Source organism: Microbacterium sp. 18062, assembly GCF_902706225.1.
GTDB lineage: Bacteria > Actinomycetota > Actinomycetes > Actinomycetales > Microbacteriaceae > Microbacterium.
Map to the genome: position 1 here is coordinate 16,814 of NZ_CACSKB010000013.1, position 24,724 is coordinate 41,537.

Genomic DNA, 24,724 nt, shown 5'->3' on the forward strand with positions numbered 1-24,724 from the left:
TCGGACACGGGTCTAGGAGAGCGCCTCCGCCCATCGACCCATCAGGCCGCGCATCGCGACCTCCAGCCACGCACGGTACCGACGCTGCGACCAGCCCGCCTGCACGACGAAGAAGTCGTACGCCTCGGGCCCGATCACGAAGCTGATCTCGTCGGCGGCCTGCTCCGCCGCCTGCTCCGCCAGTAGTCTGCGCGACACCGCCCACCCCGCCGCGAGCCGCATGTCGCGCCGCCGGCGGCGGTTGAGGTCGGCCACCGCCGCGGCCGCGGTCTCGTCGACCTCTCCCGCGGTCACCATCGCGCGCGACAGCCCGGCCGTCCGCGCATTGGCGGCAGCGACGTAGTCGAGCCAGCCGGCCAGCACGTCGTCCACGCTCTCGCGCGCCATGATGTCGGCCATCTGCGGCCGCTCGCTCAGACTGTGCTCGCCCTCGTCCCCGGCGAACGACAGCTCGAACGCCGCGATCAGCAGGGCGGACTTGGAACCCGCCAGGTGGACCGACTGCACCGAGACGCCCGCCTCCTCGGCGATCGCCTTCATCGTGGTCGCCGCGTACCCGTCGCGCGCGAACCGCACGCCGGCGGCGGAGACGATGCGCGCGCGCGTGCGGGCGGCCTCGGCCTCGCGCAGCGGCGAGGAGTAGCGACGTGGCGACATCCGGCGACCTCCTGTCTCTTTACGGCGTTCCGTCATTATGGTTAGATTCAGAATCTATCCAATAGAACCCGGAGCCCACAATGGCAACCTACCTGCTCGCCTCCAGCCCGATCCACGGGCACGTCGGTCCCGTGCTGCAGGTCGGAGCCGCGCTCCTCGACCGAGGTCACGATGTCACGATGCTGACCGGCACGCGCTTCCGCGACGCCGTCGAACGCCGCGGCCTGAGCTTCGAGCCTCTCCCGGGACGCGCCGACTTCGACGACCGCGACCCCGACACGGTGATCCCCGACCGCGAGTCGTACACCGGCATCCGCCGCGCGCAGTACGAGATCCGGTCGTTGTTCGTCGAGACGATCCCCGACCAGTTCCGCGCCGTCTCCACGCTCGTCTCCGACCTCTCGCCCGATGCGGTGCTCGTCGACAACGCGTTCGCCGGCGCGATCCCCCTCACCCGGGACCCGGGCCCCCGGCCCGTCGTCGCGGCACTGGGCGTCACCCCGCTCAGTCAGTCCGACGTCGGCGTCGCGCCGCACGGACTCGGTCTCGCGCCCGCGCGCACCGCATGGGACCGCTGGCGGTACCGGGCGATGGGGGTGCTGGCGCAGAAGGTGCTGTTCCGCGGGGTGCAGCAGGCGGCCCGGCGCGTCCACGCCGAGATCGGGCGCACGCTGGACTTCCCGATCATGGAGGTCGCCGGCCGCTACGACCTCTTCTTCCAGACCGGCCCTCGCGCGCTCGACTACCCTCGCCCCCGCCTGAGCCCCAACGTCTCGTACGTGGGCGTGATCCCGCAGGACCCGACCGCGGGCGAGTCGCCCACCTGGTGGGGCGACCTCGACGGATCGCGGCCCGTCGTGCACGTCACGCAGGGCACGATCGACAACCTCGACTTCGGCCGTCTGGTGCGGCCCACCCTCGACGCCCTCGCCGACGAGGACGTGCTCGTCGTCGTCTCGGCCGGCGGGCGTGCGGCCTCCGAGATCGGGCCGCTGCCCGCGAACGCCCGCGCGTCGAGCTACCTCCGCTACGACCGGCTGCTGCCGTGCGCTGACGTGTTCGTCACCAACGCGGGCTTCGGCGGCGTCCAGGCGGCGCTGTCGCACGGCGTCCCGCTCGTGCTGGCCGGCGTCACCGAGGAGAAGCCCGAGGTGACCGCGCGCGTGGCCTGGACCGGCGCGGGCATCGACCTGCGCACCGGGACCCCGTCCCCGGATGCGGTGCGCGCGGCGGTGCGCAGAGTGCTGACGGAGCCCCGGTTCCGCACCGAGGCCCGGCGGCTGCGCGACGACATCGCCCGCCACCGCACGATCGACGAGATCGAGCAGGGACTCGCACGGGCCGTCGCAGCCGGCGCGCCGACCCGCTGACCGGGATCGCTCCTGCTCCGCGCCCCCGACATGGCAGGGTGGCGGGGTGCGCCGCAATCGAAGGAGTCGGGATGCCGCGATCACGATAAACCCGTCTTCTTCGCCGCGCAGGAGCGCAGGCACTACGATGAGGCGTTCCGCTCCCCGCGGGACACCGCCGGGCGCTGCGCGTTCCGGCCGCTCGATCCCCCGCGGAGGTCCCATGTCCGAGAACGCCCAGCCGGCCGCATCCGGCCAGCCCGTGATGACGCACCGCGCCATCCTGCTCGTGATCTTCGGCCTGATGGCCGGGATGTTCCTCTCGGCCCTCGACCAGACGATCGTCGGCACCTCGATCCGGACGATCGGCGACGACCTCGACGGTCTGAGCCTGCAGGCGTGGGTGACGACGGCGTACCTGATCGTGTCGACGATCTCGACGCCGATCTACGGCAAGCTCTCCGACATCTTCGGACGGCGCCCGCTCTTCGTCTTCGCGATCGCCGTGTTCATCGTCGGGTCGGTGCTCTCCAGCTTCTCCACCGACATGGTGCAGCTCGCGGCGTTCCGCGCCGTGCAGGGCCTCGGCGCGGGCGGGCTCATGTCGATGCCGCTCGCGATCATGGGCGACATCCTCGCGCCGCGCGAACGCGCCAAGTACCAGGGGTACTTCCTCGCGGTGTTCGGCATCTCGAGCGTCATCGGCCCGCTCATCGGCGGCGTCTTCGCCGGGGCGAACGAGATCCTCTTCATCGCCGGATGGCGCTGGGTCTTCCTCATCAACGTGCCGATCGGCATCATCGCGCTGATCGTCGTGCTGCTCTTCCTGCACATCCCGCGCCACCCCCGCGAGTCGGTGCGGATCGACTGGTGGGGTGCGACGTTCGTGGTCGTCGCGCTCGTCCCGCTGCTGCTCGTGGCGGAGCAGGGCCGCGAGTGGGGGTGGACGTCGCCGCTGTCGATCGGCTGCTACCTCGTCGGCGCGATCGGCGTGGTGCTGTTCGTCCTCGTCGAGCGCGCCATGAAGGACGACGCCCTCATCCCGCTCACGCTCTTCCGGTCGCCGACCTTCTCGATGGCGACGGTCATCGGCGTGCTCGTCGGCTTCGGCATGTTCGGCGCGATGATGACGCTGCCGCTCTACCTCCAGCTCGTGCTCGGCGCGACCCCGACCGAGAGCGGCCTGCAGATGCTGCCGATGATCCTCGGCCTCATGATCGCCTCCATCGCGAGCGGTCAGGTCATCGCCCGCACCGGCAGGTACCGGATGTTCCCGATCCTCGGCACGCTCTGCCTCTCCGCGGGCTACCTCGCTCTGACGTTCCTCCGCGCCGACGGCTCGTACGCATACCTCGCCGGAGCGATGCTGCTGCTCGGCCTCGGGCTCGGACAGCTCATGCAGACCCTCACGATCGCGAGCCAGAACTCGGTGGGCCTGCGCGACATGGGGGTCGCGACGAGCGCGTCGACGTTCTTCCGTCAGATCGGCGGCACGCTCGGCACCGCCGTGCTGCTGTCCCTGCTGTTCACCCTCGTGCCCGCGGGCATCCAGACCGCCTTCGCCGACGAGACGACCCTGAGCGACGCCCTCGACGCCGCCCTCGACCCGGCGGTCGCGACGGCCCCCGAGAACGCCGCGATCATGAGCGAGATCTACACGCCGATCGTGTCGAGCCTCTCGGATGCGGCGAGCGCCTCCTCCGTCGACCTCTCCGACGACGACCAGCGCAGCGCCTTCGTCGCGTCGGTGCTGCCCCAGGTCGAGCAGTCCCTCACCGGCGGCGGCGACGAGAGCTCGTTCGGCGGCGCGGTGATGGACGACACCTCCTTCCTCACGGGGGCCGACCCACGGCTGGCGAAGCCGATCCTCGTCGGCTTCAACGACTCCGCCGTCGTGATCTACCGCGTCGCTCTCGGCGTCGTGCTGCTGGCGTTCCTGCTGTCGCTGTTCTTCCGGACGCCGCCGCTGCGCGCGAAGTCGGCGCTGCAGGAGGCCGCCGACGACGCGGCGCTGCTCGCCGCGCAGGCCGCCGCGGACACGGGCGCTCTCGTCTCCCCGGACGCCGATGCCGATGCCGGCGCCGACGGCGACGCCGGCACGACCGGGAGCGCGGATGCCGGGGGCACCGGGCGCCCGCTCACCCGGCGAGAGCTGCGCGAGCGCCGCTGAGGGCGTCTCCGGCGGACTGCGGCACCCCCTCCGACGCCGCTCAGACGACGGCTTCGCTCCAGGGGTCGGGGTTGCCGAAGCGGTGCGCGGTGATCGAGATCGCCTGTTCGTGCAGGAACGGCAGCAGCTCCAGCCGTCCGGCGGTCGTGACGGCACCGGCGCGGATCGCGAGATCGGGGTCGCCCTCCACCGCCTCGGCGAGAGCGCGGTGCAGCGCCCGCACCTCGTCGGCGGGGCCGATCAGCCGGGCACGCGGCGGACGCGGGGGCGCGGCATCCCTCCCCGTAGCGGTGAGCGCGACGGCCGCGTCGATGCCGGCGTGCGTCGCCCGCTCGATCCACTCGGCGTCGGTCTCGACGTGCACGGTCACACCCGCCTCGGAGAGCGCGCGGCGGATGCCGCCCGGCAGCCCCGCGGCGACGCTCAGGGTGAAGGCGGACCCGGCGCGGATGCCGGCGAGCGCGACGCGCAGCACCTCCTGCACCTCGGCGCCGCGCGTGCCGCGCACCGAGACGTCGACCGGCCGGTACCGGAAGAGGTTGCGTTCCACGCCGAGCTTCGACACGTCCTTGATACGGCCGAACTCACGGTCCCACTCGACCGCGTCCGACAGCGCCGCGCGCCGCAGCCACTCGAACCGTTCGTAGTCCAGCGACGGCTGCGCCGCCTCGATGATCGTCGTGATGCGGGAGTCGAGACCGCGCAGGTGCAGGGTGCTCGATGCGGCGCCGGATGCGGTCGGCCGCCACGATCCGAGGCCCACGAGGTAGTTCGGGCCACCCGCCTTGGCGCCGGCACCCACCGACGACCGCTTCCACCCGCCGAAGGGCTGCCGCTGCACGACGGCGCCGGTGATCCCGCGGTTGACGTAGAGGTTCCCCGCCTCGACCCGCTCCAGCCACAGGGCGAGGTCCTCGGGGCTCTGCGTGTGGAGTCCCGCCGTCAGCCCGTAGGCGACCGCGTTCTGCAGCTCGATCGCCTCGGCCAGCGACGAGGCGTGCATGATGCCGAGCACCGGGCCGAAGAACTCCTCGAGGTGGAAGCGCGAGCCCGGCTGGACCCCGGTGCGGATGCCGGGGCTCCACAGGCGTCCGGCGAGCTCCGGCGACGCATCGAGCCGCTCGGGGCGGATCAGCCACTTCTCGCCGTCGTCGAGCGTCTCGAGCGCCCACGCGAGCTTGTCCTGCGGCACCTCGATGATCGGGCCCACCTCGGCGAGCGGGTCGGCGGGGGTCCCCACGCGCAGCGAGCGCGTCGCGTCCTGGAGCTGCCGGGCGAAGCGCGCCGACCGGCCCACGGAGCCGACGAGGATCGCGAGCGACGCGGCCGAGCACTTCTGCCCGGCATGCCCGAAAGCGCTCTTCACGAGGTCGGCCGCGGCGAGGTCCAGGTCGGCCGACGGCGTCACGATCATCGCGTTCTTGCCGCTCGTCTCGGCCAGCAGCGGCAGGTCCGCCCGCCAGGAGCGGAACAGGCGCGCAGTGTCCCAGGATCCGGTGAGGATCACCCGGTCGACGTCGGGGTGCGCGATCAGGCGCTCCCCGAGCTCGCCCTCCTCGATGTCGACCAGCGCGAGCACGTCGCGAGGCACCCCGGCGTCCCAGAGCGCCGCGGCGACGACCGCGGCCGAGCGTCGCGCCTGCGGGGCGGGCTTGAGCACGACGCCGGACCCGGCGGCGAGGGCGGCCAGCACGCCGCCGGCGGGGATCGCGAGCGGGAAGTTCCACGGGGGAGCCACGACCGTGAGCCGCGAGGGCTCGAAGACCGCGCCGGTGACCCGATCGAGCTCGCGGGCGGTGGCCGCGTAGTAGTTCGCGAAGTCCACGGCCTCGCTGACCTCGACGTCGGCCTCGGCGAGCACCTTGCCGGTCTCGGATGCCGCGACCTCGATCAGCTGCCCGCGACGGGCCTCCAGCATCCGGCCGGCGGACTGCAGGACGACGGCGCGATCCACGGCGGGGAGGGCACCCCAGGTCTCGGCCCCGCCGCGCACGCGAGCGACGATCCGCTCGAGCGCGTCGGCGTCGTCGACGCGCGCGGCCGCGATGTCGGCGTCGCCCGCGGTCGAGCTCTCGACGCGGGCGAGGATCTCCCGCGCCCACTCGCGACCCGCGGGCAGCGCCGGGTCGGAGTCGGCGGCGTTGCGGAAGCCGGGGGCGCCCGGGGCCCGGGCGGCGGACTCCCGGTCGGAGAAGACGGCGGTCTCGACGAACTCGGCGCCGCCGAACAGCACCGACCGCACGTCGGGGTCGGCTCGGTCTGCGGCGATGCCGAGCACCGCCTGGGTGAGCCCCTCGATCTCCTGCGTCGGTGCGGGTGAGCGGAGGATCGTCGGGTCGGAGGAGTCGGCCGGAAGCCGCCCGCGGTCCTGTCCGCGCCGGGGACCGACGCGCAGACCCGGGTCGTCGGCGCGCTCGAGGGATGCCAGGAACCGACCCCGTTCCCGCATCCACAGCTCGGGCCGGTCCTCGAGGTCGAACGCGGCGGAGAGGAAGTTCTCCTCCGCCGCGTTCTCCTCGAGGCGGCGGACGAGATAGCTGATCGCGACGTCGAACTCGTCGGGGCGGACGACCGGGACGTAGAGCAGCACATGACCGACCGTGCGGGCGACCGCCTCGACCTGGCCCTGCGCCATTCCGAGGAGCATCTCGAACTCGACCCGCTCGCGCACGCCGCGATCCCCGGCGAGGAGCCACGCGTAGGCGATGTCGAACAGGTTGTGGCCGGCGACGCCGATGCGCACCGCGTCCGTGCGCTCGGGCCGGCACGCCCAGCGCAGACAGCGCAGATAGTTCGCGTCGGTGTCGAGCTTGGTGTCGTACGGGGCCTGCGGCCAGCCGTGCATCGCCGCCTCCACCCGCTCCATCGCGAGGTTCGCGCCCTTGACCAGACGGACCTTGATGGGCGCTCCCCCGCCGTCGACGCGCTGGCGCGCCCAGGCGGTGAGCTGCTGGAGGGCGGGCAGCGCGTCGGGCAGGTACGTCTGCAGCACGATGCCCGCCTCGAGCCCGGCGAGACGCTCATCCTCGAGCAGGCGGGTGAAGACAGCGATCGTGAGATCGAGGTCGCGGTACTCCTCCATGTCGAGGTTCACGAACGTGCCGTCCGTCGCCGCCGCGAGATACAGCGGCAGGAGCCGCTCGACGACCCGCTCGACGACCTCCTCGAACGCCCACATCGAGATGCGTCCCGCGATGGCGGAGACCTTCACCGACACGTAGTCGACGTCGGGGCGGCGCACGAGCTCGTGGATGCCGTCGAGGCGGCGGCGGGCCTCCTGCTCGCCGAGCACCGCCTCACCGAGCAGGTTGAGGTTGAGCCGCGCGCCGGAGGCGCGCAGCCGCGCGATCGCGCGGCCGAGCCGGTCGGGGCGGGCGTCGACGATGAGGTGCCCGACCATGTCGCGCAGGACCCGCCGAGCGATCGGCACGACCGGCGACGGCACCGCGGGGGCGACGGCACCGCCCACCCGCACGGCGGAGCGCAGGTACCAGGGCAGGAAGTCCGGGACGAGCGGGGCGACGCGGTTCAGGTTGGTCGCCGCTGCAGCCAGGCTCTCGGGCCGCATGACCCCGTCGACGAAGCCGATCGCGAAGGGGAGGCCCCGGGGGTCGCGCAGGATGCCGGCGAGCCGTTCGGCGGCCGGATCCGCATCGACGGCGGCCGCTTCGGCGACCCAGCTCCGGGCGAGCGAGACGGCGTCGGCGGCGAGAGACGCCTCGGCCTCGGTGCGGGGCGCGGGCGAGCCGTCTTCGTTGCTCCGGGACATGGCCTCAGCCTAAGCGCGGCGGCCCGTCCTCCCGCGGAACGACGGGCCCCGCGGGACGTACTGGCACCGCATCCGACCGGGTCGCGGCTCTATGCTGGGCGCCATGTCGGAACCCGCGGCTCCCGCGAGCCCCCAGCCCGAGCCGCCCCGCCGGTTCCGCTGGGTGCGTGCGGCCGCCGACCGGGTGCCGACGAAGTGGTTCGCGGGGATCTCGACGGCGCTGTTCCTCGCCGCGACCGCGTCGTTCGGCGGACTCGCCACGGTCGAGGCGGCGGGGCCGGCCGAGCTGTCACCCGGCGACGAGCACCGCAACGCCCAGCTCTCCGTCATGGTGGAGCGCGCCGTGCTCATCGACGAGCTTCCGGAGGCCGGGATCTCGGTGGAGGACGGCGAGCGCGTGCTGGTCGTGGTCGTCGTCGCCGAGAACCTCTGGGACCGCCCGCTGCCGACCCGGACGCACGAGAGCGTCTCGGATGCACTGCGCATCGAGGACATGCCGGATGCCGCGCCCGACGGCGTCGCCCGGCTCGACGACGGCACACTCACCCCGTGGCTGCAGCCTGGCGTGCCGGCGGAGCTGGTGGTGGCGTGGGCGGTCGACGGCACGCGATACGCCGAGGGCAAGGCGCTGCGGATCGTCCTGCACGACGAGACGCTCTACACCGGGTCGATGGTTCTCGACGAGCAGTTCTGGGACGACCCGCGGCCCGTCGCCGTCGTGACCGCCGCGCTCCGGGACGTGGGGGCGGGGGTGGATGCGGGATGAGACCGTGGCTGACCTGGACGATCGGCGCGGGCGCGCTGATGGCGGCGTGGCTCGTCGCCCTGGCGACGCCGTCCCAGGACGACGTCGAGAGCCCCTTCGCCGTGCGGCTCGAGCTCGGGCAGGCGGCCGCGGGGCGCAATCTGGAGGTCACCGTCATCGACGTCCGGATGGCGCGGGAGGTCGCGGCCGGCGCGTGGAGCGCCGAGGGCACCTGGCTCGTCGTCGACCTCGACGCCCAGGCCGTCGTCGCGGAGGACGACGCCCTGCTGACGGCGGCGACCCTCGAGGTCGGGGGGACGACCTATCGCGCGAGCGAGCGGCCGGCCTCCCTCCTGGGGGCGGCGCTGAGCGTCGGCATCCCGCGCACCGGCGGCCTGGCGTTCGAGCTGCCGGGCGACCCGCCGACGGGCACGGCGACGCTGAGCCTGGGGCTCGACGCGGACACGCGGCTGGACTCGTTGCTCGAGCTGCCGATCGCCCTGGACGCCGTGCCGCGCGTGGCACGGGCGGACCTCGTGCCCACCGGCTGGGCCGCGCCGTGACCCGGGGGTGGTGGCGCCGGAACGCCGTGGCGCTGTGCGCGCTCGCGGTCGTCGTGCCGGCCACGGCGGCGGCGCTCACGCTGCCGGCCTGGAACGATCGCCACGGCGCACTCCCGTCGGTGCCCGTGACGGCGGATGCCGGCGACCGCGTCGAGTTCTCGGGCGATCTCTGGGGGCCGGCGACGGCGGAATGGGCGCCGGCGACCGCCGACGGCATCGAGGCGCCGGACGGCGCGCGCGTGCTCGAGGTCACCGTCCCCGTCAGCCCGGACGACCCGCCGGCATCGTGCGCACCGCCGATCCTGCGCGAGGACGGGGGCGACGGACGGCAGTGGAACGACACCCGGCCGTTCTCGTCCTTCGGGCCGGGCGGCGCGACGTCATGCGACGCCGACGCCGACGCCCCCTACACGATCGTCGTCTCCTTCATCCTGCCGGACGACGCCGCCGGACCGTTCGTCGTCGACATCGCCCCGGCGGAGGAGCTTCCCCGCTTCCTCCGCCTCCCCGTCGCGCCCTGACGGCATGCTCGGCGTGCTCACCGGGGGCAGCGCGGCGAGCGTCGCCGTCTGTGGCAGTGTGAGCACACTCCGAATGAATACTGCCGACCTCGGCGCGCTGCCCCGCGGCCGCACGGTCGTGTTCGTTTCGAGGCATCGGCGACGCTCGTGGAGACGTTTCCCTGGATGGATGGTCCGCACGCGGCCGCGCTACGCGCCTCTATCGCCGCGCACGATCCCTCTCACGACACCGCGGTGACCGCCGTACAGCTTCCGGCGTCGACGATCGCGCCGACGCCAGATATGTCGGATGTGTGAATCAACGACGCGACCCGGACGAAGTAGGGCGCGCGAGTGAGTGCTCGATGACTTCCGTGACGACCGTGGATCGAACGATGTCCCTTCGCAAAGTCGAAGGACACGTGCGAGTGGGGTGGCCCAATGCCGTACACGGCGCCGCGGCAGAGTGAGTGGTTTCCGGACCTGCGGGGAAGATGCGACGGATCCCAGTTGAGGCGAAATCCCAGCGCGATCATCCACTCCCACACCTCCGGGCTGTACGCGATGTTGCCCGGGTATCCGTCGGGATACCACCCCTCCATGACGCAGTTCTCGATCACGAGCGAGACCCCGTGCTCGCGCGCGAAGTCGACCAGGGGGAGCGCGCGCTCGGCCTCCGCCATGTTCTCCGGGACGCTGCGACGCACATCCCGCCTGAGGAAGGTGCCGACGTAGGGCACTCCGAGCCGAGACGCCGAGACGATCGCGGCGCGGAGATGGCCACCGTGGGCGCGAGCCGTCTCGCGGTCGATGTCGCCCCCGCCCCGCACGCGTGGAACGGCTCAGCGCGGCGCGCTGAAGTTTACGTGCTGGGCGAGTGCGGCAGGATTGACCGCTCGATCGTCAGTGGCCCAGTCGGCCCTGAAGTGATAGCCCCTTCAGCCGCGTCACGGTTTCATCGTCGAGCGGTGGGGAGTTCAGCGCCGCGAGGTTGGCATGTAGTTGTGCGACAGAACTGACCCCGATGATCGCACTCGCTATCGTCGGATCCCGCATCACCCATTGAAGAGCGAGCTGCGCTACAGTCTGACTCCGTTCGGCCGCAACGTCGGCCAGTGCTTGTACGTAAGCGAGATACTCCTGAGTGAGAAAATCAGCAGTCAGGAAGACACTGGATTCGGCGCGTGCTCCACTCGGCACCCTTCCGGTCAGATAGCGGTCGGTGAGAAGCCCCTGCGCCAGAGGCGAGTAGACGATCCCGCTGATGCTGTTCTCACGGAGAGTTCTGTGAACCCCATTCGTTTCTGGATCGCGATGCAGCAGGGAGTACTTGTGCTGGTGCAGAACGAGTGGAACCCCCAGGGACGCGAGCAGTCTCGCGACCTCCGCCGTAGCCTCCGCCCCATAGTTGGAGATCCCGACGTATAGCGCCTTACCACTCGTGACCGTGTGCGCGAGCGCAGCGACCGTCTCTTCCAGAGGCACATCCTTGTCAGGACTATGCGAATAGAAGATGTCGACATGATCGAGGTTCAGCCGCTTGAGGCTGTCATCTAGGGACTCCAGCAAGTGCTTGCGTGATCCACCCCGTCCGTATGGACCGTTCATGATCGGATTCCCGGCCTTCGTCGACACGACGAGCAAGTTGCGATATGCGGCGAGATCCTCACTGATGACTCGACCCAGCACCTCTTCGGCCCAGCCATGCGGGGGCCCATACCGATTGGCGTTGTCGAAGTGCCAAACGCCCGCCTCGAACGCGGCGAGGATCAACTCACGTTGCGACTCAAACGAGCGGGTCCGGCCAAAATTCTGCCAGAGCCCCAGCGACAGCGGAGGGAGCATGAGCCCGCTACGACCCGCGCAACGAGACGGAAGGAAATCTGGTAACGCAGCGTCTGACATCCGCGACTCCTCAGTCGAAGGGGATTGCGCCGACAACGCGCTGGTCACGTGGCTGACGAATCGGTTTTTCAAAGGATACATATCGCGTGTTTCCAGCTGGTTTCACCTGGACCCATCAGCGAGCGAACTCCGCTGGCACCCTTCATCCCACCTCTGGCGACAGCGACAGCGACCCTTGACCGAAATAACCCGGAAACGCAACCTAGATAGGCTTGCAAAACCGGTTTGTCAGGAGTGGTCTCAGATGCGCGGGAGGATAGAACGTGGCGGCAATCTTTCGGTCATTGAAGGTTCCCGGCTATCGCGTGTACTTCTTCGGGGCCCTTGTCTCCAATGTCGGGTCTTGGATGGACCGCATCGCGCAGGATTGGCTGGTTCTAGCGATCCTCACCGACAACAACGCGTTCGCCGTCGGGATCACGATGGGTCTACAGTTCACTCCAGCGTTGGTTCTAAGCCCGCTCGCAGGCACCGTTGCCGATCGCTTCGACCGCAAGACCGTGCTGCTGATAACCCAGACCTTGATTGCGCTGTTCAGCCTCGTTCTCGGCGTCGTCACACTTCTTGGCGCCGCGAACCTTCCGCTCGTTTTCGCTTTCGCTTTCCTCTCTGGCGTCGTCTCCGCTTTCGACGCACCGGCGCGACAAGCAGTCATCGGTGAGTTGGTACCGTCGAGCCTGCTGTCCAACGCCGTCAATCTGAACTCGTCTTCCTTCAATGCGGCTCGTATGGTCGGCCCCGCTGTTGCGGGTCTCCTCATCGCGCTCATCGGCCCAGGCTGGGTCTTCCTGATTAACGCCGCGATGTCGGTCGCGGTCATCATGGTGCTCGTCGGGCTCATCCGCACAGCCCGCACCGCTGGGACGAAAAGGACGGGCGCACGATCTGCAGACGTGCGCGGAGGCCTCCGGTACCTGCAAACACGACCCGACATCCTGGTGATCTTCGCGATGGTGTTTGTCGTAGGAGCGCTGGGGCTGAACTTTCCCGTCTATATCGCAGCGATGGCAAGGATCGAGTTCGGGGCTGGGTCGGCAGCCTACGGCCTGATGTCGTCGATGATCGCTCTCGGCTCGCTCGCGGGTGGGCTGACATCTGCTCGCAGAGACCGGCCACGATTGAGGGTAATCACTGTGGCGGCCGCCTGCTTCGGCCTCAGCTTGGCCCTCGCAGCCGTCATGCCGAACATGGTCCTGTTCGGGGCCGCGCTGATCCCCGCCGGCTTCTTCTCTCTCACGATGCTCACGTCTGCCAATGCGTATGTACAGACGACCACCCCATCAGCTCTGAGAGGGAGAGTCATCTCCTTCTACATGGCGATCCTCATGGGTGGCAGTCCGATCGGATCACCGCTCATAGGGTATGTTGCAGAAGCGGCGAATCCTCGGGTCTCGATGTTGCTGGGAGTCACCGCAGGGCTGGCTGCCGCAGGAATTGCAGCGTCGTGGTACCTGATCGATCGCCATCGGAGAAGGTTAGCGGCTGGCCCCGCATGAGAAACCGCGTCCTTGACCCTCTCGTTGACATGGATTGAGCTGTCCGCCGGGTCAATGGGGAGAGATGCCCTTGGGAACGAAGCTGCTCTCACTCGTCAAGAAATCACCGGTCCCTTCTGCGCCCAAGCCCGGCTGCAAGTTGAACCCATCGAGATGCCGACAGCGGTGCCGATCGACTGCACCGACGGACACGCTGCAACCGGCTCGAGATTCCGGCCAGGTGTCATGTGCTGCGCTATCCGGTGCCACAGACCGCCCGAGCACCACTACGCGTCAATAACGCGCTGGCCATGCTGAGTGGTCGGGCCTGCCACGCCGATCGAGACATCCGCACCACGCCAGAGGCGAACCTGGACGACGAGGAGGGAGATCCGCGCCGAGTTGACCTGGGAGGACGTCGTCGACATCGTTCGCGTGTTGCGCCGACGACAAGCGGATCCGCCTGGAGTGCATCAGGGCATCTGTCGCTCCGAACCGGCTGCATCAGGATCGCCAGCGCCGGGCCGAACGGTCCACAGCGGCACGATCTGCACAACACTACGCGGCTGACTCTTCTCGCACCGCCCGATCAGGTTCGTTACGTCTGCGCTTGTAGGCCCACAGCCGGCCCATCCAAGTGCCTGCGGCGGGCGGAGGGAGTGGTGAGCGAGGGCGGCGCGTAGCCGGCGTCGGCCGCGTTGATCGTGACGCCCGGGAGAACGATCGCGTCGATCGCGTCGAGCACATCGTCACCGAGAACCACGCTCGGAGCCTCTAGTTGGTCCCGCAGCTGTTCCATCGTGCGCGGACCAATGATCACGCTCGTGACCGCCGGGTGGCGGAGCACGAAGCCGAGCGCGAGCTCGACCATGCTGAGCCCCGCCGATTCGGCGATATCAGCGAGATCTTCTGCGGCTTCACGTTTGATTCTGTTCACCTCGAGTTCGGGGTCATGCCGCCAGATATTGTGTTTCATCCGCGTCGAAGACGCTGGCACATCAACGCCGCGACGCCACCGTCCGGAAAGCCACCCTCCCGCCAGCGGACTCCACGTCAGCACGCCGATGCCGTATTGCTGCGTGACCGGCAGCACAGCGCGTTCGGCTCCTCGAGCGAGGATAGAATACGGCGGCTGCTCCGATACTGCTCGCACGTAGCCGCGGCGCTCGGCGAGATGCTGGGCTTCGACGAGTTCGTGCGCCTCGAACGTCGTTGTCCCGAAGTAGCGGATCTTGCCGGCACGAACCAGGTCGGAGAGCGCACCAAACGTCTCATCCATGTCGATGCTCGGATCCGGACGGTGTACCTGATAAAGGTCGATATAGTCAGTGCTCAAACGGCGCAGGCTGTCCTCGACAGCACGATAGATCCAGCGGCGTGAGTTGCCACCGTGATTGGGGTCGGACCCCATGCTCCCGTGAAACTTGGTGGCGAGCACGATGTCGTCTCGACGGCCTCCGAGCGCCGTACCGACGATCTCCTCCGACTCGCCCCGGGAGTATACGTCCGCCGTGTCGATCAGGTTTATCCCGCCATCGATCGCGGCATGGATCATCCGTGTCGCTTCAACGTGGTCACCGTTGAAGTTCGCTCCGAAGTTCATCGCCCCCAGAGTGAGTGGGCTTACCTTCACACCTGTCCTGCCCAGAGTACGATACCAATTGCTGCCGTCCGTCATGATGGCCTCTCTCGTTAGATGTCGATTTCGCTCTGCACTTCGCTCATTCACAATCAGCATCCACACGGAGCCCGATCGTCAGAGCGCCAGACACTCCCGTCGGCCCGATGCGATCGCATGCGCGCAACTACGCGATAGGAGAAGCCGAGGCTTCACTCTTCGGGCGGAAAGCGCCCGCGACATGTCGATCAGGAAGGCGATCGCCATATCCCATCAACCGTGAGCGGAAAGTGGTACCTTGCGGTTCTACCCGCCGGCCACGGGCTTCCAGCGCTGGCAGCACGTTCTCGATGAATGTGCGACACGTGTGCAAGTCATAGACGAGATCGATCATCACTCCATCGAGGTTGTTCTCGTCCACGTACTCGATAATTCGGTCCGCGACCTCTTCGCCGGTTCCGGTGATGGTGGAGCCGGAGGGCGCCATGTAGGTACGAAGGATCTCCTCCACAGTGATCTCCGGCTCACCCGGCAAGGCAATGCACCTATCGACGCTCGACTGCCCTGTCTCGACTCGCAGCTTCTCGGGCGGGAGTTGCGTAAGGGGCAGTTTCGGGTCGAGCTTGAGAAGGTCAATACCGGTGAGGGTACGGAATCCAGCTGCCGTCTGCTCCGGAGTGCGCCGGGAGGTCCAGCCAGAGAGATCCTCCGCCGCCTCTTCTGCAGAAGCTCCTGTGAAAACCCTAATGTCGCTGAAGAACTTGATGTCGCCAGGGTGACGCCCGAACGCAACTGCACGCTCTTGGATTGCGTGGATGCTGTTCGGGATGTGACCTTGGACGAAGACGGCCTCCGCGTAGCGCGCCGCGAAATCCATGCCTGCTTCGGAGTTTCCTGCCTGCACGAGGGCCGGCGTGCGTTGCGGTGAAGGATCGCCAGTGAGGTACCCGCTGGACTCATAGAAGCGCCCATTGTGTTCGATTCGGTGGAGTTTGTCACGATCCGCAAACACTCGGTTCACGCGGTCCTCCAGGACCGCATCATCTTCCCAACAGCCCTCCCAGTATTTCATCGCCACCTCGAGGAACTCCGAGGCACGTTCGTACCGCTCGTCGTGCGGAATGGTGGACCCGTGACCGTACAGTTGGGCGACAGAATCCTGCGCGGCTCCCGTCACCATGTTCCAGGCGAGTCGTCCACCAGTGATGTGGTCGAATGAAGTCAGTGTTCGTGCGAACTTGGCCGGATGCTCAAGTCCGGTCGTCATAGTGGAGATGAACCCGAGTCGATCGGTCACCGCCGCCATCACGGGGATCACGGCGAGTGCATCCATACGCGGGACAGAGCCACCACCAGCTACACCGCTTCTCGAAATGCGCCCGTCCTCATCCGTGCCATATCCGAGGACATCAGCGAGGAAGACGAAGTCGAATCCGGCCTCATCCAAGAGCTTCGCCTTCTCGATCCAGTAGTCGATGTCGCGATATCGCAACGACTCGCTCTTGGAGTGAGCCCAATCTCCGCGAATTCCGAAGCGGTCAAAGACACCCAAGTAGATCCGATTGCTCATCTCGTTCTCTCAATCTGTTTCTTGTGGTTCGTTCGCATGTCTGGACTGGCGGACGTCAGCTGCACCGATGGAGGCATATGATTCACTACATGTCCGTTCGTGTGCCCACTGGGAGGTCGAGGGCAACCATCGCTGATGTGGCGCGAGCAGCCGGGGTCTCGAAGGGCGTCGCTTCGATGGCGCTGAACGGGAAGGGAAGGATGACCCCTGCGACGCGGGAGCGGGTCAGGAAAGTCGCGCGCGACCTCAAGTACGTTCCCGACATACGAGCTCAGCGCCTTGTCGGAGGACGTTCCTACGCCATTGCAACGGTGTCGAGCATGCCGGCCGCGGTGCTCGCCAACGAGTCGCAGTACACAGTGATACTGCAACTGGCAACGAGCTTGGCGCCCCTTCTGCTCGACAAGGGATACTCGCTGGTCGTCGCGCCGCCTATCTCTGAACCGCGATACTTCGACAGGATCGACGTCGACGGAGTCATCATGACCGATCCGATCGACGACGACCCGATCCTGGAGAGGTTCATCGACCGAGGTGTCGCCGTCGTGACGATCGGAAAAGTGAAGACTTCGGAGCCCGTCAGCTATCTGGACCGAGGCTACGCCGGCGCCGATGTCGCCGTCGAGCACCTTCGGTCCAAGGGCGCACGACGAATCGGGTTCATTCTGTCCGAGGAGCCGTTTGTGTCGACCATTGCGGCCGCTCGATACGCCAAAGAGCATGGCCGCGACGACGACCTTGAGATTCACATCGCGACCGCCTCGATCGCCGGTGGCGGCGGAGCGGCAGGCGAGGCCTATGAACACTTGCAGAACTTGGCAGGTCGGCTCGATGCCATTTATGCCCCCATCGACTTGCTCGCCGCCGAGGCGACGTCGAAGATCATTTCGCTCGGGTTGGAGATTCCCGGCGATGTCATGGTCATGACCAATGCCAACAGCACCCGATCTCGGAACACCAAGCCACCCTTGACTTCTCTGACCGTGGACAACCAAGAGCAGGCGCAACGGGTCGCCGAACTCATGTTCGAGCAGCTGGACAGTGATTCCAGTACGACATCCCATTCGAGTTTCCTCCCTCTCTCGGTCATCGAACGTCAATCAACGGCAAGGTGACCGTCGTCGGCGGGAGCCTCGTCCCGTGTGCCATAGGTCCCGCCGACAACTTGCCGTTTCTCGCTACTCGTTCCAGGAGAGCAGCTTGTAGCGGAGCGCCACATCACTCGTGAAGGAGATACCCAACTCCGGTACCGAAGCCATCGTCACTCCGGTGATGAGTATGGGAATCGCCGGCACATCTTGGGCCATCTGTGCCTGAACTTCTCCGTAGGCCTCAGCGCGAGCTTCTGCCTGGTCACTCTGTGAGAATTCCAGGGTTACAGACTCGAGCAGTTCGCCCTCATAGCGAGTCCACGCGTTCGTGCTAGCCACGGTGAAGGAATCCAGCTGGTTGGAAGCATCAAGCAGCCAGGTTGTTCCGGAGCTGAGAGCGAGTCCCGTGTGATCCGATTCTTGACCCGTCGATCGCGCCCTTCTCTCTGATGAGAAGGTGGCAGCATCCTGTCCGCGCAAGTCGAGCGTCACGCCGATCTGCTCGAATGAGTCCTTGATGAGCAGTGCCACGTCCTCGTTGTCGGAATCTCCCGTGCTGTAGAAGAGGGGAACCGTAATCGGACCCACCCCGGACTGCTCTATGAGGTCGGCCGCCGTCTCGAGATCTGTGTCGTAGATGTTCCAAGCGGGAACGTACCCAGGAGATGCAGGGTTCACCACGGAATAGTCGCGCTCGGCGCGACCATAGAACACGACGTCATTGATCTGCTCGTAAGGGACCGCATACGCAAGCGCCTGACGAACCAGTTGGTTCTCGAGGATGGGATCGTCCGTCGCCACAAGGATCTGCATGCTCGTCGGAATGCGCGTCGAACCGGTGCGCACATGGAATCCGCTGCTCTCGAGCTCAGTGAACTGCGCCTGAGTCGGGCCGTTGCGAACGAAGTCCACCGAACCACTCTTCATCAGAGCGACCTGGTCGCCACTGCCCGTGATGCGAGCGATCACCCGTGAGAACTCCGGATCTCCCGCATAGTGGTCAGGGACAGCATCGAAGATCATCTCCTGTCCCGGAGTGCGGGACGAGACGTAGTAGGGGCCCGAACCCAGAGCGTTCTCCGCGAGATACTCGGTCGCCCACTCGTCGTCCTCCGTTGCATGGGTCTTCGCCTCGACGGAGTCGATGATCGCGAAGTGCGGGAATCGCATGATGGGCAGGGCCAGCGGAACCAGCGTCTCTTCGCCCAGCCGGTTCCGGAAGGTGATCGCGACGGTGTGCTCGTCGATCACCTCGATCTGTTCCTCTGGTTCGTAGATGCCAGCGAGGGACGCGTTGAAGACGGCATACTGCGACGGCTCATGCAGAATGCGGACGAACGACCAGTAGACGTCGTCGGCGGTCACCGGATTTCCACTCGGATAGAACTGCGCGTCGGGATTCAGATGGAAGGTCACGGTGGCCCCGTCGATATCCCACGACTGAGCGAGACCCGGCTCATACTCACTGGGCTGCCACAGCTGATCCGCCCCATCCTCAACATAAGAGTGACTCAAGAGGGTTTCGTAGACATTCAGGCTGAACTCGTTGTTCCAAGTGTTCGATTGGTTCGGCGGGTCCATCGAGTTGATGTCGCCGGACCAGCCCATCACGATCTGGTCAGGAGCGCTAACGGCGCTCGTACCAGTCTCTGGGGAACCGGTGGTACAACCGGTGAGCGCCATCACCACGACGATGGCCGCTGCTGCGATCGGACGAACTGAGCGGAGTGCGTGTGGCCGTGCTTTGCGATGTGCAGAGTCGTGCATTCTTGCTCTCTTTCTCTTGTCTTGTCGGGCGCTGACTTGTGGTGCGGGTCGTATGGGTCGGGGAACCGATCTGGGAGTTACTTACGGCTGAGCACCCTGCGAGAATGACGACGCGAGTCCACTTCCCAGCGCGGAACGGGAACGGCGCTGAGAAGCTGCCTCGTGTACGCGTCCTTCGGGTCTCGATAGATCTCCTCAGCCGGCGCTCGTTCGACGACACGGCCTGCGGTCATGACGAGCACTTCGTCGGCGATTCGTCGGACAACGGCGAGATCGTGAGTAATGAAGAGATAGGCGAGCCCCAGTCGCTCCTGAAGGTCTTCAAGTAGGTCCACTACATGAGCTCGAACCGAGACGTCCAATGAGGACGTCGGTTCATCGAGAACGAGGACCTTCGGGTCGGCTGCCAAGGCCCGGGCGATCCCGACCCGCTGGCGTTGCCCGCCGCTCAATTCATGAGGGTAACGCTTCAGATGATCGGGGTGCAGATGAACGAGTTCGATGAGTTCTCGCATGCGGACTTCGCGTTCGTTGGCGCGCATCTCGAGCAGGTTGTACAGTGGCGCTTCTAGGGTCCGCCTCACGTCATGCCTGGGGTTCAGAGAGGCATGCGGATCCTGGAAGACCATCTGGATGCTGCGGTGCTCAGCACGTGTACGCGGCTGCTTGAGTTCGTGCCCATCGAGCTTGATCGAGCCACTGTCGGGAGCGGTCAGTCCCAGTAGGCAGCGCGCGATCGTCGACTTTCCGGAACCGCTCTCCCCCACGAGCGCCACCGTCTGCCCGGGCCAGAGCTCGAAACTAACGTCGTCCACCGCTACAGTTCTGTGTTGCCTGAACACGCCAGATCCATAGGTCTTGCCGAGTCGCTCAACGCGTAGTGCAGGAACGCTCATGGCTTGCTCCCCTCAGACATCTCCTCGCTGGCGCGAATAAGAAGCTGCGTGTATTCGTGGATTGGGCGCTCGAACACATCTCGCGTCGAACCCCCTTCGAGCACCTGTCCGTGACGCATCACGATGACTTCATCGCACGCCTCTGCGACAACACCGAGATCGTGAGTGATGAGGCATCCCGTCATTCCGCCATCGACCAACTCGAGGATCAGGTCGATGATGCCGGCCTGAATTGTCACGTCCAGACCGGTCGTGGGCTCGTCGAGGATCACAAGCTCTGGCTGGCAGATAAGCGCCATCGCGATCATGACACGCTGCGCCATTCCCCCAGAGAACTCGTGCGGATACTGCTTGCTGCGTCGTCGAGGTTCCTTGATGCCCACCCTCTCCAACGCCTCACAGACAATGAGGTCAGCCTCTCGCTTCGAAACCTTGCGATGGAGCCGGCAAACCTGCGACAACTGAGTACCCACGGTCATCAAAGGGTTCAGTGCAGTCCGCGCATCCTGAAACACCATTGCGATGCCTGCGCCTCGCATGGACTTGATCTCGGCGTTGTCCATACTCAGCAGATCCACGCCACAGAAACGGATGACGCCACTATCGACAACGAAGTTCCTCGGGGCAATCCTTAAGGCGGACAGCGCGGTGAGGGATTTCCCACTCCCGGTCTCACCGACGATCGCGGTGAGACCGCCTTTCCGCACCGAGAACGTGACTCCTCGAAGAGTTGAGCTACTCTGCCCCTCGAAGTGCCCGGTCAGATTGTCAACTTCGAGAACGATGTCATCATTGAGAGCACCCGTCATGCCCCTCTCCTTCGCGGGTCGAAGAGATCACTCAGGCCGTCACCGATAAGATAAAAGGTCGCAGCAAGTCCGGAGACGGCGATTCCGGGGAACACCAGAACCCACCACTGACCGGACATGATGGCGTCACGGCCGGACTCAATGATCGAACCCCACTCGGGCATCCCCGGAGGAAGACCCACGCCTACGAAACCCAGACTGGCGATGATGAGGACGGACCAAGCCGCGTTGATCGATGTATATGCGACCAGTGGTCCGATCGCATTCGGCAAAAGGTGTTGGAATGCGATTCGAAATGGGGGAACACCTGCCAGACGCGCAGCATCCGCGTATTGTGCCGTTCGCAGAGACAACATCTGTACTCGCGCTAACCTGACATAGTTTGGAATCCCGCTGATCGTCAGCACGATGACAATGGTGGCGACTCCGGGACCGGCAACCTGCGCAAGGAAGATTGCAAGAAGGAGGCTAGGAAAGGCTTGAAGAACCTCGAGAACTCTCGTCGTGATCACATCGAGATATCCTCTGAAATACCCAGAGAGCACTCCTGCGACGGAACCGACGACGAATGATGTCGCTACCGAGATGAGAACGATCCCCAGATCGAGGTGGGTTGCGTAGATCGTTTGGCTAAAGATGTCCCGTCCTAAGCGATCCGTCCCAAACCAGTGAGTTTCCTCAGGAGGAACTAGCGTCGGGCCCTGCCCCGTCAGCCGCGGATCGAACGGAGTCCAGACCAAGCCGATAACCGCCACCACGAAATAGAAGGCCATCATCGCTCCCCCGATCTTCAGGGACAGAGGCAGCTTCTTCCGCGAGACCGCGAGGCCTCCGCTCACCGACGGCTCGTTCGACCTTGCTGGCTCTGCGGCCGCCTGCTGAGACTGCTCTATAAAGCGGGCAGCTGGGGCATGCTGAGTCAAACTCGCACCGCCGTTCTGGTTCTCGGGTCGATCAGCATGTACAGGACGTCTGCAATGAGATACGCCAGGACAGTGAGGAACGCTGCATAGAGTACGACCCCCTGCAACGATGGAAAATCCGACGCCAGCGTGACTTGAAGCGTGTACTGGCCAATCCCAGGCCATCCAAAAATGCTCTCTACCAGGATGGCTCCGCCGAAAGTGAAACTGAATGCCTCAGCAAGGAGCGTCACCGTTGGAAGCAGTGCGTTGCGGAGAGCATGATCGAACCAAACTCGCGTCTGGCCATGCCCCATAGCCACCGACGTGCGAACATACTCCGACTGCAGCGACTCAACCATCGCGCTTCTGACCACACGTGCGACTGGCGCCATCACACCTATCGTGAGTGTGGCAATCGGTAGAGCGAGATGCGCGAGGCTATCCCAGAACATGTCCATGTTTCCAGCCAGGAGGCTGTCGACGACGTAGAACCCTGTCACTTGGGGCGGCGGCTCCGAACCGACCGACCGACGCCCCACGGGTCCCGGGAGAACACCAAGCGTCACTGCGAATACAAGCATCAAGATCAGACCAGTAACAAAAGACGGCATCGCCATGCCGCCGATGACGATCCCGCGAGCGAACCAATCGACGATCCCGTCTGGTCTGACGGCAGCTATCACACCAATGACGATGCCGAAAATCGTCCCGAAAGTCAGGCCAAAGATCGCGAGTTCCAGGGTCGCGGGTAAGCGGCTGAGAATGTCATTGAGAACAGGCTGTCCCGTGCTCATCGACTCTCCTAGATCAAAGGTGAAGACCCCTGCCAGGAAATTCAAATACTGCTGCCATAGAGGCAAGTCCAGTCCATAACGAGCGGCTATCGCATCCCTCAACGCGTCGTCCGATGCCTCCAGCGGCAGATACTGCCCAATGGGATCGCCACCGAAGATTCGCGCGAAGAAGAAGGTGAGCGTTGCTACACCGAGAGCAACTGGTATCACCCACGCAGAACGTCGCGCGATCAAACCCAGCAGTTGCATAGATTTCCTAGTTCTTGCGAAGTGGCGAACCGGTTCTTCACAAGATATGGTCTGCTCGTTTCACTGGTGTTTCGATCAGAAACGAGGGTTGTAACGTGACTCCCACCGTTCAGCGGCGGGCTCAGCTCCGGATCCGCGATGTAGCAGCGTCCCAAGCGTTTGATGGGTCTCACGATCCCGGGGAAGGAGGGTCATGGCCGCGCCGCGGAGGTACGGCTAGTTGTAGTTCGGGTTGCGGGCGCGCCACGAACGTTGGATCGCACACCGGAATCGACCATGCAATGCCGAGGCAACCAAGCGCATCGTGGACTTGTGCACCATCCACGCCTGACAGGCTGCGTACCAGCGTCAGACAGGCCGAGTTCGACACGAGAGGAGCATCCCGCGACCACCACCGCGGGCTTGGAAGCACGCCGCCCATCGGCGTTGCACCCGACGGTGTAGCCAGACCGCGCGCTGAGGTCGGCCAGATGGCGGGCCGGATTCGAGGCGATCCGCACGGTTCTACGCAAAGCAGGGCTTCAAGATCACCCCGCGCACCTACTGCGGCGTCAAGACGCACCCATCCTTCGTGAGGGTACCCAAACACACGCCCTTGATCGACGGCACCCGCAGCATGCACAAGACAGGTCTCACTCTCGGGTACACGACGTGACTGACCTATCCATACACCCACGCCCCGGGATTGATGACGGGCCGCTGCCCTCCCCGGTATCCGTCGACACGCTCGGCGGTGCGTTCGCGAGCGGCATTCAGCACACCCCCTTGCTGCGTCCACCACCGGTCCACGACTTCGATTCCTGCACCGAGGCCTCCCCCAATAGCTGCTGGGAGAACTCGATGAGGATACGTAGAGGGCAGCGCCCTGAACTGGCGCTCCGCACATCGAGGGCGATGTCGATCAGCGCCACGTGTGTCGGTCAGCGTCCACTCGCAATGCGCGATGCTCCGGTCCCGATGGGGCGAGTAGCGGAAGAAGCCTCTGGCGACCTCCTTGTATGCCGCCGCCCGGTCAGTTCACCTCGTTCGGGTGAGCGGACACGCGCCCGCCGCGCTCGAGCGAGATGATCGCCGCCTGCTCGGCGTCGGTGAGGGCGAAATCGAACAGGTCGAGGTTCTCGCGGACGCGCTCGGGGCTGTTCGACTTCGGGAACACGATGTTCCCCTGCTGCAGATGCCAGCGGAGCACCACTTGAGCCGGGCTCTTGCCGTGGGCGCGCGCTGCGGCCGCCACCGGCTCCTCCTCGAAGAGCGGGTACTTGCCCTGCCCGAGCGGGCCCCACGCCTCGATGCGGATGCCGCGGGCTGCGGCGTAGTCGGTCACGTCGCGCTGCTGATACGCGGGGTGCAGCTCGATCTGGTCGACCGCCGGGACGACGTCGGTGGCCTCGATGACGGCGGCGAGGTGCTCGGGCAGGAAGTTCGAAACGCCGATGGAGCGCGCCTTGCCGGCGTCCCGGATCTCGACGAGCTTCTGCCACGCATTGACGTAGTCGCCCTTGGCCGGGGCCGGCCAGTGGACGAGATACAGGTCGACGTGGTCGAGGCCGAGCTTCGCCAGGCTCTCGTCGATCGCGCGAAGAGGCTCGTCGCCGCTCTGCCGGTCGTTCCACAGCTTGGTCGTGACGAACAGCTCCTCGCGCGGGATGCCGCTGCGGGCGATGGCCGCGCCTACGCCCTCCTCATTGTCGTAAAACGCGGCGGTGTCGATGTGGCGGTAGCCAGCCTCGAGGGCATCGAGCACGATGCGCTCGGTGCCGGCCGGGTCGACCTTGAAGACGCCGAAGCCGAGTTGGGGGATGCTGTTGCCGTCGTTGAACTGCACGGTGGGGATCGTCATCCCTCCACCCTAGCCAGCGACGAACCCAGAGCATCGACGGGGTCATTCACGA

General features: G+C 66.1%; 19 protein-coding genes. 7 read left to right on the forward strand and 12 right to left on the reverse strand.

Annotated elements, in window-relative coordinates:
• Positions 1-12 precede the first annotated feature (12 nt).
• Positions 13-657: a TetR/AcrR family transcriptional regulator gene (locus GVL03_RS06755; protein WP_159500225.1), complete on the reverse strand. Its 645-nt coding sequence runs from the start codon at positions 655-657 to the stop codon at positions 13-15.
• 80 nt (positions 658-737) lie between these two features.
• Between GVL03_RS06755 and GVL03_RS06760 the strand changes: the two genes are divergently transcribed.
• Together GVL03_RS06760 and GVL03_RS06765 are read left to right on the forward strand one after the other, a co-directional pair.
• Positions 738-2,027, forward strand: a complete 1,290-nt coding sequence (locus GVL03_RS06760) for a glycosyltransferase (protein WP_159500226.1) — start codon at positions 738-740, stop codon at positions 2,025-2,027.
• Between the two features lie 202 nt (positions 2,028-2,229).
• Complete coding sequence (locus tag GVL03_RS06765; RefSeq protein ID WP_235038050.1) at positions 2,230-4,176, forward strand: MDR family MFS transporter; 1,947 nt, start codon at positions 2,230-2,232, stop codon at positions 4,174-4,176.
• Positions 4,177-4,216: 40 nt separating this feature from the next.
• Here the strand turns inward: GVL03_RS06765 and GVL03_RS06770 are convergent, their stop codons facing one another.
• Positions 4,217-7,945, reverse strand: coding sequence for a bifunctional proline dehydrogenase/L-glutamate gamma-semialdehyde dehydrogenase (locus GVL03_RS06770; RefSeq protein ID WP_159500227.1), 3,729 nt, complete (start codon positions 7,943-7,945; stop codon positions 4,217-4,219).
• A 103-nt stretch (positions 7,946-8,048) separates the two neighbouring features.
• On the opposite strand from GVL03_RS06770, the gene GVL03_RS06775 reads away from it, so the two are divergent.
• From GVL03_RS06775 to GVL03_RS06785, 3 genes are read left to right on the forward strand one after another with little or no spacing between them, the layout of a single operon-like run.
• A complete protein-coding gene (locus tag GVL03_RS06775) occupies positions 8,049-8,711 on the forward strand; it encodes a hypothetical protein (protein WP_235038051.1) in 663 nt (220 codons plus the stop codon).
• Positions 8,708-9,253: a hypothetical protein gene (locus tag GVL03_RS06780; RefSeq protein WP_159500229.1), complete on the forward strand. Its 546-nt coding sequence runs from the start codon at positions 8,708-8,710 to the stop codon at positions 9,251-9,253. The genes GVL03_RS06775 and GVL03_RS06780 overlap by 4 nt, the downstream gene beginning before the upstream one ends.
• Positions 9,250-9,774, forward strand: coding sequence for a hypothetical protein (locus GVL03_RS06785; RefSeq protein WP_159500230.1), 525 nt, complete (start codon positions 9,250-9,252; stop codon positions 9,772-9,774). The genes GVL03_RS06780 and GVL03_RS06785 overlap by 4 nt, the downstream gene beginning before the upstream one ends.
• Positions 9,775-9,995: 221 nt before the next feature.
• Here GVL03_RS06785 and GVL03_RS22010 read toward each other — a convergent pair whose 3' ends face one another.
• Positions 9,996-10,583 (reverse strand): hypothetical protein, encoded by a 588-nt coding sequence (locus tag GVL03_RS22010; RefSeq protein ID WP_200847083.1) that lies wholly within the window; start codon positions 10,581-10,583, stop codon positions 9,996-9,998.
• Between the two features lie 73 nt (positions 10,584-10,656).
• The gene (locus GVL03_RS06795; protein WP_159500231.1) at positions 10,657-11,658 is read right to left on the reverse strand and encodes an aldo/keto reductase; all 1,002 of its coding nucleotides are present in this window, start codon (positions 11,656-11,658) and stop codon (positions 10,657-10,659) included.
• A gap of 263 nt (positions 11,659-11,921) precedes the next feature.
• Between GVL03_RS06795 and GVL03_RS06800 the strand changes: the two genes are divergently transcribed.
• A complete protein-coding gene (locus GVL03_RS06800) occupies positions 11,922-13,154 on the forward strand; it encodes an MFS transporter (RefSeq protein WP_159500232.1) in 1,233 nt (410 codons plus the stop codon).
• Positions 13,155-13,731: 577 nt separating this feature from the next.
• On the opposite strand, the gene GVL03_RS06805 is transcribed toward GVL03_RS06800, so the two are convergent.
• Positions 13,732-14,811: an aldo/keto reductase gene (locus GVL03_RS06805; RefSeq protein WP_159500233.1), complete on the reverse strand. Its 1,080-nt coding sequence runs from the start codon at positions 14,809-14,811 to the stop codon at positions 13,732-13,734.
• A 127-nt stretch (positions 14,812-14,938) separates the two neighbouring features.
• Entirely contained in the window at positions 14,939-16,321 is a 1,383-nt protein-coding gene (locus tag GVL03_RS06810) for an NtaA/DmoA family FMN-dependent monooxygenase (RefSeq protein WP_159500234.1), read from the reverse strand.
• A gap of 89 nt (positions 16,322-16,410) precedes the next feature.
• On the opposite strand from GVL03_RS06810, the gene GVL03_RS06815 reads away from it, so the two are divergent.
• Entirely contained in the window at positions 16,411-17,436 is a 1,026-nt protein-coding gene (locus GVL03_RS06815) for a LacI family DNA-binding transcriptional regulator (protein ID WP_159500235.1), read from the forward strand.
• 63 nt (positions 17,437-17,499) lie between these two features.
• Here GVL03_RS06815 and GVL03_RS06820 read toward each other — a convergent pair whose 3' ends face one another.
• From GVL03_RS06820 to GVL03_RS06845, 6 genes are all read right to left on the reverse strand, one after another.
• Positions 17,500-19,095 (reverse strand): ABC transporter substrate-binding protein, encoded by a 1,596-nt coding sequence (locus GVL03_RS06820; RefSeq protein WP_159500236.1) that lies wholly within the window; start codon positions 19,093-19,095, stop codon positions 17,500-17,502.
• Between the two features lie 161 nt (positions 19,096-19,256).
• Complete coding sequence (locus tag GVL03_RS06825; RefSeq protein ID WP_159500237.1) at positions 19,257-20,075, reverse strand: ABC transporter ATP-binding protein; 819 nt, start codon at positions 20,073-20,075, stop codon at positions 19,257-19,259.
• Positions 20,072-20,884, reverse strand: coding sequence for an ABC transporter ATP-binding protein (locus GVL03_RS06830; protein WP_159500238.1), 813 nt, complete (start codon positions 20,882-20,884; stop codon positions 20,072-20,074). The genes GVL03_RS06825 and GVL03_RS06830 overlap by 4 nt, the downstream gene beginning before the upstream one ends.
• Positions 20,881-21,723 (reverse strand): ABC transporter permease, encoded by an 843-nt coding sequence (locus GVL03_RS06835; protein WP_159500239.1) that lies wholly within the window; start codon positions 21,721-21,723, stop codon positions 20,881-20,883. The genes GVL03_RS06830 and GVL03_RS06835 overlap by 4 nt, the downstream gene beginning before the upstream one ends.
• Before the next feature lie 80 nt (positions 21,724-21,803).
• A complete protein-coding gene (locus GVL03_RS06840; RefSeq protein WP_159500240.1) occupies positions 21,804-22,832 on the reverse strand; it encodes an ABC transporter permease in 1,029 nt (342 codons plus the stop codon).
• A gap of 1,012 nt (positions 22,833-23,844) precedes the next feature.
• Complete coding sequence (locus tag GVL03_RS06845) at positions 23,845-24,672, reverse strand: aldo/keto reductase (RefSeq protein ID WP_159500241.1); 828 nt, start codon at positions 24,670-24,672, stop codon at positions 23,845-23,847.
• Between the last annotated feature and the right edge of the window lie 52 nt (positions 24,673-24,724).